17 protein-coding genes and 1 tRNA gene are annotated in these 16,405 nt (G+C 64.8%); 7 read left to right on the forward strand and 11 right to left on the reverse strand.

Annotation, left to right across the window (positions count from 1 at the left end):
* Window positions 1–8: 8 nt before the first annotated feature.
* The 6 genes from METRZ18153_RS0105755 to METRZ18153_RS0105780 form a co-directional block, all read right to left on the reverse strand.
* On the reverse strand, window positions 9–743 hold the full coding sequence (locus METRZ18153_RS0105755) for an FxDxF family PEP-CTERM protein (protein ID WP_020163822.1): 735 nt from the start codon (window positions 741–743) through the stop codon (window positions 9–11).
* A gap of 110 nt (window positions 744–853) precedes the next feature.
* A complete protein-coding gene (locus METRZ18153_RS0105760) occupies window positions 854–3,157 on the reverse strand; it encodes a TonB-dependent receptor (RefSeq protein WP_020163823.1) in 2,304 nt (767 codons plus the stop codon).
* A 79-nt stretch (window positions 3,158–3,236) separates the two neighbouring features.
* A complete protein-coding gene (locus METRZ18153_RS0105765) occupies window positions 3,237–3,941 on the reverse strand; it encodes a PEP-CTERM sorting domain-containing protein (RefSeq protein ID WP_020163824.1) in 705 nt (234 codons plus the stop codon).
* A gap of 316 nt (window positions 3,942–4,257) precedes the next feature.
* Window positions 4,258–4,773, reverse strand: coding sequence for a response regulator (locus METRZ18153_RS0105770; protein ID WP_232415974.1), 516 nt, complete (start codon window positions 4,771–4,773; stop codon window positions 4,258–4,260).
* Entirely contained in the window at window positions 4,770–5,408 is a 639-nt protein-coding gene (locus METRZ18153_RS0105775) for a response regulator (RefSeq protein ID WP_019919231.1), read from the reverse strand. Before METRZ18153_RS0105775 ends, METRZ18153_RS0105770 begins: the two co-directional genes overlap by 4 nt.
* Window positions 5,409–5,448: 40 nt before the next feature.
* Window positions 5,449–5,610, reverse strand: a complete 162-nt coding sequence (locus METRZ18153_RS0105780; RefSeq protein ID WP_024300587.1) for a DUF1328 domain-containing protein — start codon at window positions 5,608–5,610, stop codon at window positions 5,449–5,451.
* A gap of 122 nt (window positions 5,611–5,732) precedes the next feature.
* On the opposite strand from METRZ18153_RS0105780, the gene METRZ18153_RS0105785 reads away from it, so the two are divergent.
* A complete protein-coding gene (locus tag METRZ18153_RS0105785) occupies window positions 5,733–7,190 on the forward strand; it encodes a sensor histidine kinase (RefSeq protein ID WP_020163827.1) in 1,458 nt (485 codons plus the stop codon).
* A 24-nt stretch (window positions 7,191–7,214) separates the two neighbouring features.
* Here the strand turns inward: METRZ18153_RS0105785 and proB are convergent, their stop codons facing one another.
* The 4 genes from proB to rplU form a co-directional block, all read right to left on the reverse strand.
* Window positions 7,215–8,330, reverse strand: a complete 1,116-nt coding sequence (gene proB / locus METRZ18153_RS0105790; protein ID WP_020163828.1) for a glutamate 5-kinase — start codon at window positions 8,328–8,330, stop codon at window positions 7,215–7,217.
* Window positions 8,314–9,405: an Obg family GTPase CgtA gene (cgtA, locus tag METRZ18153_RS0105795; protein ID WP_020163829.1), complete on the reverse strand. Its 1,092-nt coding sequence runs from the start codon at window positions 9,403–9,405 to the stop codon at window positions 8,314–8,316. Before cgtA ends, proB begins: the two co-directional genes overlap by 17 nt.
* 124 nt (window positions 9,406–9,529) lie before the next feature.
* Entirely contained in the window at window positions 9,530–9,793 is a 264-nt protein-coding gene (gene rpmA, locus METRZ18153_RS0105800; protein WP_008057943.1) for a 50S ribosomal protein L27, read from the reverse strand.
* 52 nt (window positions 9,794–9,845) lie between these two features.
* Window positions 9,846–10,157, reverse strand: coding sequence for a 50S ribosomal protein L21 (rplU, locus tag METRZ18153_RS0105805; RefSeq protein WP_019919226.1), 312 nt, complete (start codon window positions 10,155–10,157; stop codon window positions 9,846–9,848).
* A 151-nt stretch (window positions 10,158–10,308) separates the two neighbouring features.
* On the opposite strand from rplU, the gene METRZ18153_RS0105810 reads away from it, so the two are divergent.
* The 6 genes from METRZ18153_RS0105810 (at window position 10,309) to METRZ18153_RS0105835 (ending at window position 15,525) form a co-directional block, all read left to right on the forward strand.
* The gene (locus METRZ18153_RS0105810) at window positions 10,309–11,271 is read left to right on the forward strand and encodes a polyprenyl synthetase family protein (RefSeq protein ID WP_020163830.1); all 963 of its coding nucleotides are present in this window, start codon (window positions 10,309–10,311) and stop codon (window positions 11,269–11,271) included.
* 68 nt (window positions 11,272–11,339) lie between these two features.
* Window positions 11,340–11,416, forward strand: a tRNA-Pro gene (locus tag METRZ18153_RS0105815).
* 212 nt (window positions 11,417–11,628) lie between these two features.
* Window positions 11,629–12,783 (forward strand): GSCFA domain-containing protein, encoded by a 1,155-nt coding sequence (locus METRZ18153_RS0105820; protein WP_232415975.1) that lies wholly within the window; start codon window positions 11,629–11,631, stop codon window positions 12,781–12,783.
* The gene (locus tag METRZ18153_RS0105825) at window positions 12,780–13,679 is read left to right on the forward strand and encodes a WcbI family polysaccharide biosynthesis putative acetyltransferase (RefSeq protein ID WP_020163832.1); all 900 of its coding nucleotides are present in this window, start codon (window positions 12,780–12,782) and stop codon (window positions 13,677–13,679) included. Before METRZ18153_RS0105820 ends, METRZ18153_RS0105825 begins: the two co-directional genes overlap by 4 nt.
* A gap of 83 nt (window positions 13,680–13,762) precedes the next feature.
* A complete protein-coding gene (locus tag METRZ18153_RS0105830; RefSeq protein WP_020163833.1) occupies window positions 13,763–14,839 on the forward strand; it encodes a class I SAM-dependent methyltransferase in 1,077 nt (358 codons plus the stop codon).
* Between the two features lie 11 nt (window positions 14,840–14,850).
* Window positions 14,851–15,525: a methyltransferase domain-containing protein gene (locus tag METRZ18153_RS0105835; protein WP_020163834.1), complete on the forward strand. Its 675-nt coding sequence runs from the start codon at window positions 14,851–14,853 to the stop codon at window positions 15,523–15,525.
* Between the two features lie 3 nt (window positions 15,526–15,528).
* Here METRZ18153_RS0105835 and METRZ18153_RS0105840 read toward each other — a convergent pair whose 3' ends face one another.
* Window positions 15,529–16,383: a class I SAM-dependent methyltransferase gene (locus tag METRZ18153_RS0105840; protein WP_029143577.1), complete on the reverse strand. Its 855-nt coding sequence runs from the start codon at window positions 16,381–16,383 to the stop codon at window positions 15,529–15,531.
* Between the last annotated feature and the right edge of the window lie 22 nt (window positions 16,384–16,405).

Raw genomic sequence — 16,405 nt, forward strand, 5'->3', positions numbered from 1 at the left:
GCGTCTGGTCAGCATCCGCTGCGACGGCGGACGGCGAGGCCGAGCAGCCCGAGACCGGACAGCAGCAGCGCATAGGTTTCGGGTTCGGGTACGGCGGCGACCGCAAGCGTGGCCGTCATGCCGTAGGTCGGGCGCATCGCGTCCAGTTGCGACACGTAGTTCACGCCGCCGACGAAGATGCTGTAGTCGCCGGCACCCAGTTCGAAACTGCCGGTCACGAAGCCATCGAGATCGCTGTCGGCTGCATAGCCGCGGAAGGTAAACACCGACAGCGGGTCGCCGGCGTCATTGCCGATCTTCCAGTCGTTCAATGCGCGGAATGCGCCTTCCTTCGGGGCGCCATCGAGCGACGACAGATAGGCCACGGTGGCCGCCGCACCGTCGTGGTCCGCGCCTAACGGTGCCAGGTGGGCCAGTCCCTGGTAGATCGAGAAGCCGGGCAGCAGTCCGCCGACCGAGGTGGCGGTCGCGCCCGCGTTCGCGGCAACGCTGAAGGTGACGGTAGTGGTCGTGCTCAGCGAGAAGCGGAAGGCGCGCAGCCGGTGTGAGTCGCCGAAGTCGGCGTCGAGGCCGTCGGCCCAGCCGTAATTGCCGGACACGGTCTGATTGGCGATGGTGACGCTGCCTCCGGCGGCATCGAAGCTTCCGAAATCACGGCCTCCGTAGCCGATATGTGCCTCGGCGGCGAGTGGCAGTGCGAGGGTGAACGCGACGGCGAACGTCAGGGATTGCGGGCGGACCATGTCATGTCTCCTTTTTGTCATGAGCGCGGATGCGACTCGGTGGCGCGCATTAGAGCGAACTCGACACGCCGGCGGAATGCGGCAAATCGTCGCGCCGGCGTCCGCTGCGACTAGAAACTCAGGTTGAGCGCGACATTCAGCGATCGCGCCCGGCCGGGAACCGACATGCCCCAGGGGATGCCAGCGGTGGTCATCGAATTGCCCTGGCCGAGATAGGCGCCGCCCAGCGGCAGCAGGTAGAACTTGTTCAGCGCGTTCTCCAGCGCGAGGTCGAGGCGGCCGTTCTTCCACGCGAAGCTGCTGCGCAGATTGAGCAGCGTATAGCCAGGGGTCCGCACCTCGTTCCGGACGCGCGACACCTCGTCCTTGGCTGAAACCGAATGCACTTCGAAGGTGTTCGTCCACTGCTGCGAGCGATGCTCCAGCGCGATCTTCGCGTTCAGCGGCATGATGTGATAGAGCCTGTCGCCGGTGCTCAGGTTACGGCCGTCGACGTAGCTCGCCATGCCGTTCAGGTAGAGCTTGCCGATGTCTGCATGCCGTGCGATCAGCGTCGAACCGGACACGTCGACGCCTTGCAGCATCGCCCGCTGATTCACGTACTGCAGGATGACGTAGCGGTCGTCGGCGCTGCTGTTGAGCGCATTGCATTGCGCGCTGAGCGCACGCGGGCAGCGCTGCGCGTCGATGTAGTCGTCGACATAGGTGGCGTGACCGGACAGCTTGAGGTCCCAACGCTCCTTGCCTTCGTCGTGCCAGTACGCGCTCGCACTCGCGGTGTAGGCGACTTCGGGTTTCAGGCCGGGGTTGCCGAGGTAGGCGTTGCCGTCGCCGACGAAGTTGTTCATCAGGGCGGCCATCGGAAAGCTGGACCACGGGTAAAGCTCGTACAGGCTGGGCGAGCGCGTCTTGCGCGCGAGGCCTGCCTCGTAGTTCTGTCGTGCATCGGGCGTGTAACGCACAAGCGCGGTCAGGTCGAGATGGGTGTCGTTCCGGCTGCGATCGCGCTGGTTGAAGCGGGCGGCGTCGGCCGCATAGACATTGCTGTAGCCCTGCACGCTGTCTGCGTCCGCATGCACCAGACCGCCGCGGATGCCGAGCAAACTGAGCCAGGCAGCGTTCCATCCAGTTTCCAGTTCGGTGAATACACCGATGCGGTCGCGCTTGCCGTTGCGGATGTTCTGGAAATCGTCGCAGCACATCGCGCCCGGCGCGATGCCGATCGGCGGCCACCAGTCGTCGAGCCGATACCGCTGGAAGTCGGTGCCGACGCGCAGCAGATGTTCCGGGCTCAACGGAATGCTCGCCTTCAGCAGGCCACCCAGCGTGCTCGCGTCCGACTTCATCGGCATGAACATGCCGAAGAATCGGTCCTGGTTCAGATCCATGTGGTGCGCCACGGTCTGCCGGAACAGGCGCGCTTCGAGTTCGCCCCAGGCGTGCTGTCCGAGGTAGCGCAGGTTGAGGGTCCGGTTCGCGTTCGACGGCGTGTTCTCCGCAATGACGTAATTGCCCGGATTGGCTGGATCCGGCCGGCTGAAGATCATGTCCATGCGCTGATTCGGAAAGCCCTGGTAGTCGAGCTTCTGTTCGCTGTAGGTCAGGTGAAGGACACTGTTTGACGACCACGCGAGGCCCAGCCCGACCTCTTTGTTCTTCGATCCGCGATAGCCGCTCGATGCGACCTCGCGCTCCGCGACCGGGCGCTGACCGAGCTGCTTCCAGAAGCCTTCCTTCTTGAAATCACCCGCCGTCCGGTAGTTGTCGGACTCGCTGGCGGATTCGCTGTAGTGCACGCTCAGCTGTGTGCTGGCAATCGACAGGTCCACGCTGTGGCCGCGGGCGGTGCCGTTGCTGCGGAAGAAGGTGCCGACCTTCGCTTCGGTCAGTACATCGTTGTCGGACGCGGCGAATTTCGGCCGTGCGGACCTGATCTGTATCGCGCCGCCTATGCTGTCGCCGCCTTCGCTGACCGGCGTGATGCCGGCGTAGACGGCCACCGTCTCGACCTTGCTCGGGTCTATCAGCGACAGCGCCGGATTCATGTGGTTGGGGCAGGCGGACATCAAATCCATGCCATCGACGGTGATCTTCAGACGCTCGTCGGCCAGACCTCGAATCGACGGCAGGCTGGAAATGCCGCCCGCGCCGTAGGTCGACACGCCTGGAATGCCCTCCAGCAGCCGCGCCGTGTCGCTGCTGATCGCGCGCAGCGCATCCAGTGTGGAGGAGGGCAGCGTCGTCGCGCCGACCGGACGTTCGTCGCGCCCACCCTCGACCCGGATCGGGGCAAGCGGGGTCGGCGCCGACACGGTTTCGGACTGAGCGTAGGCGCTGATCGAGAGCAGGGCGGGGCCGGAGCCCAGGAACAGGATTGCGAGGCGCGAACGCGGTCGCGAACAGGAAGAGGTCATGTGCGGAGAAATGGCAGAAAGGCGGCGAGGTGGGCGCCTCGCCGCCTTCCGGGGGCCGGGTCGTCGGTCGACGACGTCGTCAGATCGTCCGGCGTCGACGCGCGGTGGCGCCGATCACTGTCAGGCCGGCCAGCATCAGGCCCCAGGTTTCGGGTTCCGGCACTGCGGCGGTAATGGTCTGCGAAAGCGGGTATCCGCTCATCGTGCCCTCTGCGCCGTATCCGGCCACGCTGGTGCCGGTCATGCACACGGCACCCATCATGCCGCCGGCGGCGCAGTCGGCGTAGGCCAGCTTGTCGATCTGCGCCTGGGTCAGTGCGGCGAGCGGATCATCGGGAATGAAGATGAGCGCGTAGGCATTGCCCGGATTGGTGCGGGTGGCGGGAAAGCCGTAGTGGACGCCGCCGGCCGCGATACCCGACGCCGGCGACCAACCGTTGCCACCGGCGCCGGTCCAGAAGGTGTTGGTGCTGGCGTTCCTGAACGCGGCGGCGAAGGTGCCGCCGAGCGCCGCGTCGTACCACGACACCAGCTGATGATCGAGCGCCAGCCAGGTCATTCCGCCGCCCATCATGCCGGTCATCGATTCGCTCAACTGACCTTGCAGATTCGTGACCGTGCGCGTCGCGGCGTCGTAGTCGAAGCTGCCGGTGAAAATGGTGTTGTTCGGCTGCGTGTCGGGTTCGTACCACGTGGTGACCACGTCGTAGCTGCTTGCGGCGTGGGCGACGGTCATGCCGGCCGACAGCGCGAGCGCGACGCCGAAATTCAGAAAGCGGTTCATGCTTCTCGTCCTCGTAGATGTCTGCAGTCGAAGCGAATGCAGGCGGATTTCAGGCGACGAGGGTCACTCAGGCATCGCAACGCGGACCTCGCGAGGTCACGCGCGTCGCCTCAGCTACGCAACGTCCGGGACGGGATTGTGCTGCATCGAAACCGCGGAATTTCAGGGTGCGACACTATGCCGCAGCGCTCCCGTCGCAACGGGACGGGGATGACTTCCGCATGAAATGAGAGGTGCGGAGATGCTCGACGGGCTGCGTAAGAAGTCCTTCGCAGCGACCATCGTCAATCTGTTGGGGAGGGCGCGCGAAGTGCGCTCAGCGCAGGCCTTCGAGCAGTTCGGCGACGCGTTCGAATTCGCTCGACTTGTCGAGGAAGTGATGAGCGCCCAACGCCAGACTGCGCGCGCGCATCGCCGCGGTGTTGCTGTTGGTCAGCACGATGGCGAGAAGGTCGGGGTGATTCAGCTTCAGGTGCTGCAGCACGCCGAAGCCGCTGCCTTCGCGCAACTGCAGGTCGACCACCACCGCGTCGAAGCGGCCGACACGCAAGGCGGTCAGCGCGTCGGCTTCGGTATCGACCTCGCCACAGACGACGACGCCCTCGCTGTCCTCGAGCAATGACACCAGGTGCTTGCGGATCAGCAGCGAGTCCTCGACCAGCAGCACGCGCAGCGGGCGTGAGCGGGCGAGCGGAGGAGTGGCGGACGACGGATGCGGTTGCACGGCTCTGTGCGCTTCGTAGTCGGTGGAGCGATAGGGATTGGATTGCGTGCCAAGTATCTCACCGCCTTGCGGCGCCGGATGTAGGTGCGAGCCGACAGACGTACTCATTCGATCAAACCATTCTTCAGCGCGTAGTAGGTCAGTTCCGCATTGCTCTTCAGGTTCAGCTTGGTGAGCAGACGGCTGCGGTAGGTGCTGACGCTCTTCACGCTGATGAACAGTTCGTCGGCAATTTCGGTGACCGACTTGCCGGTCGCCAGCTTGTGCAGCACCTGGAACTCGCGTTCCGACAGCTGCTGGTGGGCCGGAGCGTCGGCGTCGCCGCTCAGGCGCTGCGTCAGCAGGTCGGCGACAGTGTCGCTCACGTAGCGGCGGCCGCGCAGCACGGTGCGGATGGCGGTCAGGATGTCGTCGACGTCGGCATCCTTGCGGATGTAGCCGTTGGCGCCGGCGCGCAGCATGTTCAGCGCGTACTGTTCTTCGGCGTAGGCACTGATGATGAGCACCGGCAGATCGGCGCGGTGCGTGCGCAGCAGTCGCAGCGTGTCCATGCCGTCGCGGTCTGGCATCGAAATGTCGAGCAGCAGCACGTCGAAGTCCTGCTGGCGCAGCAGGGTGAGCGTTTCGGCACTGGTCGACGCTTCGGCGCCGACTTCGAGGTCGGCTTCGGCATTGATCAGCTGGCGCAGGCCGTTGCGCACGATCTGGTGGTCGTCAGCGAGAAGTACGCGTTTCTTTTGCATGATGGCGTGGTCGTCGTGGAAGCTGAGCGGATTATCCGCCTCAGCGCTTGAACAGTCCCACCACGAAGGAGGCGATTGTCAGCGCGAGGAAAACGAAGAACAGGATCTTGGCGATGCCGGCCGCGCTTGCGGCGAGGCCGCCGAAGCCGAACAATGCCGCGATCAGCGCAACGATGAAGAAGATAAGGGCATAGTGAAGCATGACAGCCTCCTTGATGAACAGGAACAGGGCCGGCACGGGCGGCGATGCCAGCGTGCGTGATCGAATCCTAGGCGGGGCGGCCAATGCGGGCTGTCGTCCGCGCCATGGCGGGGGCGTCGGACATGTCTGACGCGGAACGCTCGGTGAAGGCGGCGGCGCGGCATCGCGCCATCGTCGAAGGGTTGTCGCGCGCGGCGCGCAAAGCCGGTTCGGCGACCGACGGCGCGGAACGTCTGACCGACAGCGTGCTGATGCGGCTTGCGCGCTTCCGCTGGGGGGCGTTGCTGGTGGTGCTGATCGGAGTGGCTTTCGCCGCGGTGTCCGAAACCACCTTCCAGGGCATGCAGCGCGAACGCGAGGAAATCGACGCTTCGCGCCTGTCGCTGGCGGCGCTGAACAATCTGGTCTACGACAATGCGCAGGCGACGGCTACCGAGGCCCGTTACACCGAGGAGCCATCGCCCGATCATCTTGCGCAGCATCTGGCTACGGTGCAGCGTCTCGCCGAGGCGGGCACCCACGTGCTCGGCTGGGCGGCGCGCCGGGGCATAGACGAGGAGCGCGTCGCCGTCGTCAAGCGCCTGACCGCGGCGGAATCCGAGGAGCTGAAGCGGCTTCGGGCGCTGCCGCAGAACGCGAGCCCGGTCGAAGTGATGGACGCCTTCCTGCCGCCGGTGGTCGACCAGAACGAACTGCGCGAAGCGCTCGAACCGCTGGTGCGTACCGAGCGCGCCTATCTGGAGGAGCAGATGACGCTGCTGGGCGAGGAAATCGAACGCCAGCGCGCGGCGGCCATCGTCGTCATCGCCATCGGCGTGCTGATGCTCATCCTGCTGTTGCGTGCCTATGCGATGCGCAGCCAGGCCGAAGCGCAGATCGCCGACCGCCTGCGCGCGGCGCGCGACGAGCTCGACGCGCTGGTGCGGGTGCGTACCGAAGAGCTGTCGGAACTGGCCAGCCACCTGCAGACCGAAGCCGAGCGGCAGAAATCGGCGCTGGCGCGCGAACTGCACGACGAGCTCGGTTCGATATTGACCGCCAGCCGCATGGAGGCTTCGATGCTGCTGCGCCGGGCGCGCAAGCAGGACAGTCCGGACGTCGAGTCGCTGTCGCGCGTCTGCGAAATCCTGGAGCAGGGCGTGCAGATCAAGCGGCGTGTGATCGAAGGGCTGGTGCCGACCGTGCTGACCCATCTGGGTCTGTTGCCTGCGCTCGAATCGCTGGCCGAGGAGACGCGGGCGTCGGCGCCGTTCGCGGTCGACCTGGTACTGCCGGAGGCGCTGGAGCTCGATCGGGACAGGGCGATCGCGATCTACCGCGTCGCGCAGGAAGCGCTGACAAACATCCGGAAGCACGCGCAGGCGACCGAAGTGCGCATCGCATTGACGGTCGAGGGGCCGACCGTCAGGCTGGAAATCCGCGACAACGGTGTCGGCATCGCCGCCGGCGCGCGCGGCAAGACCGGTTCGCATGGCCTGCTCGGCATGAAGTATCGCGCCGATGCGCTGGGCGGCCGCTTTGCCATCGGTCCGGCACCGGAGCACGGCACCTTGCTGGAATTCGCGCTGCCGCTGGCGTGAAGCCGACGCACCCCTGCGGGTGCGTCAGGCGAGGACCATATTGTCGCGGTGTATCAGTTCCGGTTCGTCGACGTAACCGAGCAGTGCCTCGATGTCGGCAGACGGGCGACGCGCGATGCGCCGGGTTTCCGACGCCGAGTAGTTGATCAGGCCGCGCGCCAGTTCCTTGCCCGCACTGTCGCGGCAGGCGACGACCGCGCCGCGTTCGAACTGTCCCTGCACCTCGGTCACACCGATAGGCAGCAGGCTGCGACCCTCGCCGAGCGCCTTCACGGCACCTTCGTCGAGTATCAGCGTGCCGGCGAGCTGCAGGTGATCGGCCAGCCACTGCTTGCGCGCAGCCAGCGGCGTGTTGCCTGCTTTCAGGAAGGAGCCGAGTGCTTCGCCGCGCACCAGACGCAGCAGAACGTCGGGTTCGCGACCGCTGGCGATGACCGTGTCGGCACCGCTGCGCGCGGCGCGGCGGGCAGCGCGCACCTTGGTGATCATGCCGCCGCGAGAAATGCCGGTGCCGGCACCGCCGGCCATCGACTCGAAGCGCGGGTCGTCGGCTTCGCCTTCGCTGATCAGCGTGGCGGCCGGATCCTTGCGCGGGTCGGCGGTGTAGAGGCCGCTCTGGTCGGTCAGGATGACCAGGCAGTCCGCTTCGGTCAGGTTGGCGACCAGCGCACCCAGCGTGTCGTTGTCGCCGAACTTGATCTCTTCGTAGACGACGGTGTCGTTCTCGTTGATCACCGGCACCACGCCGAGCTCCATCAGCGTGGACAGCGTCGAGCGGGCATTCAGGTAACGGGTGCGATCGGCCAGGTCCTCGTGCGTCAGCAGGATCTGCGCGCTGGCCAGACCGTACTGCGAGAAGGCGCCTTCGTAGGCCTGAGCCAGACCCATCTGACCGACGGCGGCAGCGGCCTGCAGTTCGTGCATCGCGCTCGGCCGGGTGCTCCAGCCCAGGCGCTGCATGCCGGCCGCAATGGCACCCGACGACACCAGCAGCACTTCGCGCCCCTCGGCGCGCAATGCGGCGATCTGGCGCGCCCATTCCTGCAGCGCGCCGAGGTCCAGCCCGGCGCCGTTATTGGTGACCAGCGCGCTGCCGACCTTGACGATCAGCCGCTTCGCATTCTCAAGGCGCGTTCTCATCGTCCGCTCCATCGCCCGGTTCGCTGGCGTCCAGATTGCGCACGTCCGGCTCCGGCTCGGGCGGCGGACGGGTCGCTTCCACGTGATCCATGATGGCGTAGCACAGCGCATCGCAGCCCTGACGTGTCATCGCCGAAATGCTGAACGCACGTTCGGCGCCGAAGGCCTCGACGAAATCACGCACACGCTGTTCGCGCTCTTCCTCGGGAATCAGGTCGATCTTGTTCAGCACCAGCCAGCGCGGCTTCTGGTACAGCGATTCATCGTAGCGACGGAGCTCCTCGACGATGGCGCGCGCGTCGTGCAGCGGATCGGCTTCCGGATCGAAGGGGGCCAGATCGACCAGATGCAGCAGCAGACGGGTGCGCTGCAGGTGGCGCAGGAACTGGTGGCCGAGACCGGCACCTTCGGCCGCACCTTCGATCAGGCCCGGAATGTCGGCGATGACGAAGCTGCGCGAGTCGTCGACCCGCACGACGCCGAGGTTGGGCGCGAGCGTGGTGAAGGGGTAGTCGGCGACCTTGGGGCGCGCGGCGGACACGGCGCGGATGAAAGTGGACTTGCCGGCATTCGGCATGCCGAGCAGGCCGACGTCGGCCAGCACCTTCAGTTCGAGCTTCAGTTCGCGTCGCTCGCCGGCTTCGCCAGGCGTGGTCTGGCGCGGCGCGCGGTTGGTACTCGACTTGAAATGCAGGTTGCCCAAACCGCCGCGGCCGCCTCTGGCGATCAGCGCGCGGGCACCGTCGTGGTCGAGGTCGGCGATCACTTCGCCGGTTGCCAGATCGGTGATCGTGGTGCCGACCGGCATGCGCAGTTCGCGATCGTCGCCGCCCTTGCCGTAGCAATCGGCGCCGCGACCGTTCTCGCCGCTTGCGGCGCGGAACATGCGCGTATAGCGGAAATCGATCAGCGTATTCAGGTTGCGGTCGGCGACCGCCCAGATGCTGCCGCCGCGGCCGCCGTCACCACCGTCCGGACCGCCGAACGGAATGAATTTTTCGCGGCGGAACGAGGCCGAGCCATTGCCGCCATCGCCGGCGATGACCTCTATCTTCGCTTCGTCAAAGAATTTCATTTCGCTTCACGCGTGCCTGGAGTGACTGGAGTATCGAATACGAGCCGGATGCCGCCGTGTACGCAGGCGGCAGAAACGAAAAGCCCTGCCTCGCGGGCAGGGCTTCGGTTCAGGCGAGCCGGAATCAGGCTGCAGCCGGAACGATGGTGACCACGCGACGGCGGTTTGCACCCTTGACGACGAACTGCACAACGCCGTCAATCTTGGCGAACAGCGTGTGGTCCTTGCCCATGCCGACGTTGTCGCCGGGGTGGAACTCGGTGCCGCGCTGACGCACGATGATGCTGCCTGCCGAAATCAGCTGACCGCCATAGCTCTTGACGCCAAGGCGCTTCGATTCTGAGTCGCGGCCGTTACGCGTACTGCCGCCGCCTTTTTTGTGTGCCATTTGATGCTCTCCTGGATACGCTCAGCCCTGCTCAGCGCATTTTTCAACATTCTCAGCCGTTGATGGCTTCGATGCGCAGTTCGGTGTAGTTCTGACGATGACCTTGATGCTTCTGGTAGTGCTTGCGACGGCGCATCTTGAAAATCGTCACTTTCTTGTGGCGCCCTTGAGTGAGCACCGTTGCACGAACGCTGGCACCGGCAACCAGGGGCGCACCGATCTTGACCGATTCGCCCTCACCGACCATCAGAATCTGGTCGATCACGATTTCCGAGCCCACATCCGCAGGTATCTGTTCTACCTTGATTTTTTCGCCAGCGGCAACGCGATACTGCTTGCCACCGGTTTTTATGACCGCGTACATGTGTAACCCCAGTAAGGTTTAAGGGAATCCACAACTATATCCGAGAGGCTGGCTTTTTGTCAAAGGCTGCGAAACATCAACGGCTTGACGGGTTTTCGCGCGCTGCTACCATCCGCGTTTTTCCGCGTCCGGCAGCACTTCCTTGTCTTCAATGAACCGTCTTTACAGCCTGATTGCGGACGACATGCGCGCGCTGGATGGCGTCATCCGCGAGCGCCTGCACTCGGACGTCGTGCTGGTGCGCCAGGTGGCCGAGTACATCATCGGTGCCGGCGGCAAGCGGCTGCGTCCTGCGCTGGTGCTGCTGACCTCGGGCGCCTGCGGCTATTCGGGGGCACATCGCACCGAGCTGGCCGCCGTGGTCGAGTTCATCCATACCGCGACGCTGCTGCACGACGACGTGGTGGATGAATCGGAACTGCGCCGCGGCGCCAAGACCGCCAACGCGCTGTTCGGCAACGCGGCCTCGGTGCTGGTCGGCGACTTCCTCTACTCGCGCGCCTTCCAGATGATGGTGTCGGTCGGCAGCATGCGCGTGCAGGCCGTGCTGGCCGAGGCGACCAACATCATTGCCGAGGGCGAGGTGCTGCAGCTGCTGAACTGCCACGATGCGGATGTCGACGAAGACCGCTATCTGCAGGTCATCCGTTACAAGACCGCCAAGCTGTTCGAGGCGGCCAGCCGCCTCGGCGCCATGCTGGCCGGCGTCGATGCCGACGTCGAGGAGCGCTTCGCACGTTTCGGCATGCACCTGGGCACAGCCTTCCAGCTGGTCGACGACATCCTCGATTACTCGGGCGACGAAGGTTCGATCGGCAAGAACCTCGGCGACGACCTGGCCGAGGGCAAGCCGACGCTGCCGCTGATCCACGTGATGAAGAACGGTACGCCCGAGCAGGTTGCCGTCGTCCGGCATGCGATCGAGGAGGGCGGGCGCGACGACTGGGCTGACGTGCTGAAGGCGGTGGTGGACAGCGGCGCACTCGAGATCGCCCGCGTTCGCGCGCGCGAGGAAGCCGAGCTTGCCCGTGCGGAACTGGCCGGACTGCAGGCGAATGAATACCTGCAGAGCCTGCTCGATCTCGCAACGTTTGCAGTCGAGAGAAAGTTCTAGTAAAGTGCGCGCCTCGTTGCTTACGGCAACGGGCACGACGAGCTGCCTCGGTAGTTTGCTGTGAGGTTCGGGGAATAGCTCAGCCTGGTAGAGCACTGCGTTCGGGACGCAGGGGCCGGAGGTTCGAATCCTCTTTCCCCGACCAAGAATCCCGCAAAAAAGCCGCCCCTCGGGGTGGCTTTTTTGTTTTCCGGACCCGCGCGTGCGGCAAGCCTTCTGTGGCTAACGCCGGAGTGCCGCCATTCGGCGAAACTCGCGCGCGCAGGATCCCTTCCTCGAGGGGGAGGGCCGCGCGGTCGGGCATCATGCAATTCTCCGCGGTCGGGCCCTGTGCAATGCACGCTCACAGCTGTCGCTTTGTCGGACCCTTCTCGGGTCCAATGCGCCGCAACGCTCAGCCCAGGTCGAAAAACCGCCCTGTTCGATGTAGCCTTGGCGACCCGGAACCAAACAGCCCTGCTCACTGCAATGCCGCATCCCTATACCGATCTGCCGGACACCGCCTTCTGGTCGCGCACCGCTGGCGTTCCCGGGTTCGACATGAGGCAGGTTTCGGCCGGAAATGACGGCTTCGTGATTCACGCGACGGACAGGATCGTGTCGGCGGGCAGTTGCTTTGCGCAGCACCTGGCTCGCCTCCTGCCGACGCGGGGCTTCAACTATCTGGTGACTGAAACCGGACCGGCAGACCGCCAGTTCGGCGTCTACCCGGCACGTTTCGGCAACATCTATACCGTTCGGCAGCTGCTTCAGCTGTTCGAGCGCGCCTACGGACTGTTCGCGCCTCGCGAGCACGTCTGGCGCTGGTGTGATGCCTACGTCGATCCGTTCCGGCCCAATGTCGAGCCGAATGGCTTTGCCACGCTCGATGATCTGCTTGCGGACCGTGTATCGCACCTGGCGGCGGTACGCCGGATGTTCGAGCAGTGCAATGTGTTCGTGTTCACGCTGGGGATGACCGAAGCATGGATATCCGATGTCGATGGCGCCGTATTTCCACTGGCGCCCGGCGTGCACGGTGGGCCGGAAGGCGAATCGGACTGCCGCTTCCACAATTTTTCGGTACCGGAGATGGTGGATGACCTGCGGCGCCTGATCGGCAATCTGCGCCTGCTGAATCCATCGGTGAAACTGGTGCTGAGTGTGTCGCCGGTGTCCATTGCGGCCACCTACGAACCGCGTCATGTGCTGGTATCCAACAGCTACACCAAGGCGGCACTGCGCGTGGTGGCGGACATGGTGACGCGAGATGACGATCTGACTTCGTACTTTCCGTCCTACGAGTGCGTTGCCGGCCATCACACGATGGGGCGCTACTTTCAGGCAGACATGCGTCACGTGACCGCTGAGGGTGTGCGCGACGTGGTCGATTACTTCACCGGGCTTTACCTGGCCCAGGGCCCGGCCACCGAGATACCGGCGCGCGTATCGCCGGCCGCGCAGACCACCCGGTCGGAGCGTGACCAGTGGTACGAGGTGTGGTGTGACGAAGAGCAGCTGACTGCACCATGAGATTCGGCATCGTCGGCAATTGCCAGTCGCGCGGCCTGCTCGACTGCCTCGAGGCGCTTGCACCCGATCATCTGTTCGATGCGATACAGGTCGAGCAGCTAGAGGACGGTGACGAGGCGACGCTGGCGGCCGTGATGGCTCTGGCGAACGAGGTGGATGTGCTGTTCGCGCACCTGCCGGAGTATGCCGTTGCCAGCGCGGGGCCTCAGCAGGCCTTGCGGAACGCCTTGTCGCTGGCGCGTCCGCGTTCGGTGATCGCCATTCCCACGGTGGTGTTCGGCGGGTTTCATCCGGACAGCTGCGTGCTCCGCTGCAACGGCACCTATGTGCAGACTGTCGCTGCCCACTATCACTCGGCCATCATCGCCGGTGCCTACCTCTGCAAGCTGCCCGCAACGCGCGTGCCTGCACTGTTCAATCGCTTTGTCTACGCCGGCCTCGGTTATGTGAGCGACTTCGCGCACCACAGACAGGCCTTGCTGGATAGTTTCTCGAATCTGGGGTTCGACGCCCGCTACATTTTTGCTGCCCGCCGCACCTTCATGCACTGCCCGAACCACCCGGCCGTGTCCGTCCTGTTCGAACTGGCAAAGCAGATGCTGGCCCGGGTGAACGTCGAACCTCTGGCGGTGCCGCCGCCGGAGGACTGGCTGCTGAAGTACTCCCTGCTGTGGCCGGTCTATCCTGGCTTGCCCGGATCCACGCATGGCGAGTGTGACGAAGTGAGGCCCGCCGAAGCGCTGCGGCTTATCCATGGCGAGCGGGTGATCTCCTGGGGGGAGCTGATTGAAAGCAGCTACGCGTGCTACGCCGAAAATCGCCTGGAAAGTGCCGACTGGGTCTCCCCGGCCATCGAGCGGGCGGCACGATTCCTCAGTGAGCACGCCCGCCCGTGAACAATGCGCCGGCCACTGACCGATTGCGCCGGTGAGGGCAGGACCTCGATGCGCCCGCCCTCCGGATACTCGACGACACACGCATGAACATCTATCACGCGGACATCCAGATCGCCGCCGCCCGCTATCTGGGATGGATGCCGGATTACATCGCCGTCACGGACGACGACATCACGGTATCCGGATGGGCGCTGTCGATCTGGAACGAACCGGCGCAGCTGCGCTTCCTGATCAACGGTGCCGATTTCGATCAGGTCGATCGCGCGCTTGCATCGCCGGACCTGCTGGCACCGTTCGCGCACATCCCGCATGCGGTGAACTCGCGCTTCTTCTGCAGGCATCGCCGCGACGGCAGGCCGGACCTGTTTGCCGACGGCTTCATCCGCCTGAACGTGACCGGCCCGTTCGGCGAACACCGGCTGTCGTACCGCACCGCGTGGTATCTGGCCGACCCCGCGCGCGAGCCCGACATGCCGTCGCCAGCGCAGATTGAACGCGTCATCGGCACGGGCAACTTGCAGATATTCCGGCTGGGCGGCGCCACCATCGCCAAGCACGTCGAGCAACTGCTGCTTGAGCGTTTCGACCGCTCCATCGGCTCCTTCCAGGCCATCCTCGACTGGGGGTGTGGCGCGGGACGGCTGAGCCGCTACCTGTCGCTGCTGTCGCCGTCGGTGACCGGCATAGACATCGATGCCGACAACGTTGCATGCTGTGACCGCACGCTGCCCGGTGCCCGCTTCGTCCACATCGACCTGATGCCGCCCACGCCCTTTGCGGATGGCGCGTTCGATCTGGTGATCGGGCTGTCGGTGCTTACCCACCTCGACGAGCCGGTGCAGGACGCCTGGCTGGCGGAGCTGCGTCGCATCACGCGTCCCGGCGCGCTGCTCCTGCTGTCGGTCCAGGGGCTGGCGCAGATGGTGTTCTTCGATACGCCGCCCACGCTGAATCTCGAAGCGCATCGCAGAGGCATACTGGATACCGGTGCCAACGACCAGTTGCAGGCCGTGCTCGACCATCCTTCGTACTACCGCAACGTGATGCATTCGCCCGACTACATCATGACCCGGTGGTCGCGCTGGTTCGATGTGCTGGACATCATTCCCGCCATGGCCGGCACACAGGACCTCGTGCTGCTCCGGCGACGCGCGGACTGAAAGGAAAGTACATGCATCCGAGCGCGATGGAGAACGGCAGGCTGTTCTTTGAGACCTATGTCGACGCCAGCGCACCGGCGCTGGTACTCGACATCGGTTCGCAGGACGTCAACGGCTCGCTGCGACAGCTGGCGCCGCCCGGCGCACGCTATGTGGGGCTGGACTTCGCCGCCGGTCGCGGGGTGGACGTGGTACTCGACGACCCCTATCGGCTGCCGTTCGACGACGGCGTCGCAGACGTGGTGGTGAGCAGTTCGTGTTTCGAACATGTCGACATGTTCTGGCTCACTTTCAACGAAGTGCTGCGCGTGCTCAAACCGGATGGGCTGTTCTACCTGAACGCACCGTCGAACGGCGAATTCCACCGCTATCCGGTCGACTGTTGGCGCTTCTATCCGGATGCAGGCGACGCGCTCGTACGCTGGGGGACACGGTCAGGCTATCGACCGGCACTGCTGGAATCGTTCACCACCTATCAGCATCTCGATATCTGGAATGACTTCGTCGCCATCTTCGTCAAGGATGCTGACTGTGCGACGCATCATGCGGACCGCATGCTCGATCGCATCGAGCGCTACATGAATGGCCGCCGCTACGGCATCGAAGGCATCCTGAATCCCCAGGCGGCGACCGAAGACGGAGCCCGCCTGCACGCCCTCACCGGTCACGCCAAGCCGCAGCAGTGACGCTCAGCCCACCTTGCGCAGCCACAGGCTGGCGCCGGTGTTGCGCAGGCACAAGGGCATCCGGGTTTCGAAGAAGCTGCGGTGGAAGTGCGACATGAAGGTGTTCATCAGCAGCACCTGGAAACGGTCGTTGTGCTGCAGGAAGGCGCGCACCATGTAGGCCTCGTTCCAGGCAATGCCGTCGTAGATCCATTCCTTCGGATACTCGAAGGGATAGAAGATGTCGTGCAGATGGATCACGACACCCGGCGCCAGCGCCGGAAAGATTTCGAACAGCAGGCGATTGACGTCGCTGCCAACCTTGCCGACATGCGTCGAGTCGATGAACAGCACGTCGTTCTCTTCCAGCTGCCTGAACACGTCGATATCGACCTCCTGCAGCGGGCGGGCAATGATCGTGGAACGGGCCGCATCGTCGGGGCTGATCAGGGACTGCAGCAATTGCGGGAAGGGATCGATGAAGGTGGTGTGCAGCGTGCGACCCAGAAAGTACTGGTTCGTATCGAGCGTCACGCACGACGAGTAGCCGGAGCCGACTTCGATCAGCCGTCGCGGCGCCAGCGTGCGCAGCATGCAATGCAGCATGATCGCGTCGGAATGGCCGTAGGCGGGATTCAGGTAGTGATAGCGCAGTCCGGGCGTGGGCTGGTCGGCGAACGGGAGGGTGGAGTACAGCAGCGCGAAGCGCTCCAGCAGGGCCAGCTGCGCGGTCTCACGCATGTCGATGCCGGGCAGTTCGCGCGGCACGGTACCGAACAGGCGGTCCTCGTTGCGCCGCAGCTCCTGCGGATCGGGGTAGGGCGAATAGAAGTGCCCGGACGGAAACAACTCGGGGACGACAACGGGGGGCTGCTTCATCGCGTGATTTTCGACTTGAATG

The organism is Methyloversatilis discipulorum (assembly GCF_000385375.1).
Lineage (GTDB): Bacteria > Pseudomonadota > Gammaproteobacteria > Burkholderiales > Rhodocyclaceae > Methyloversatilis > Methyloversatilis discipulorum_A.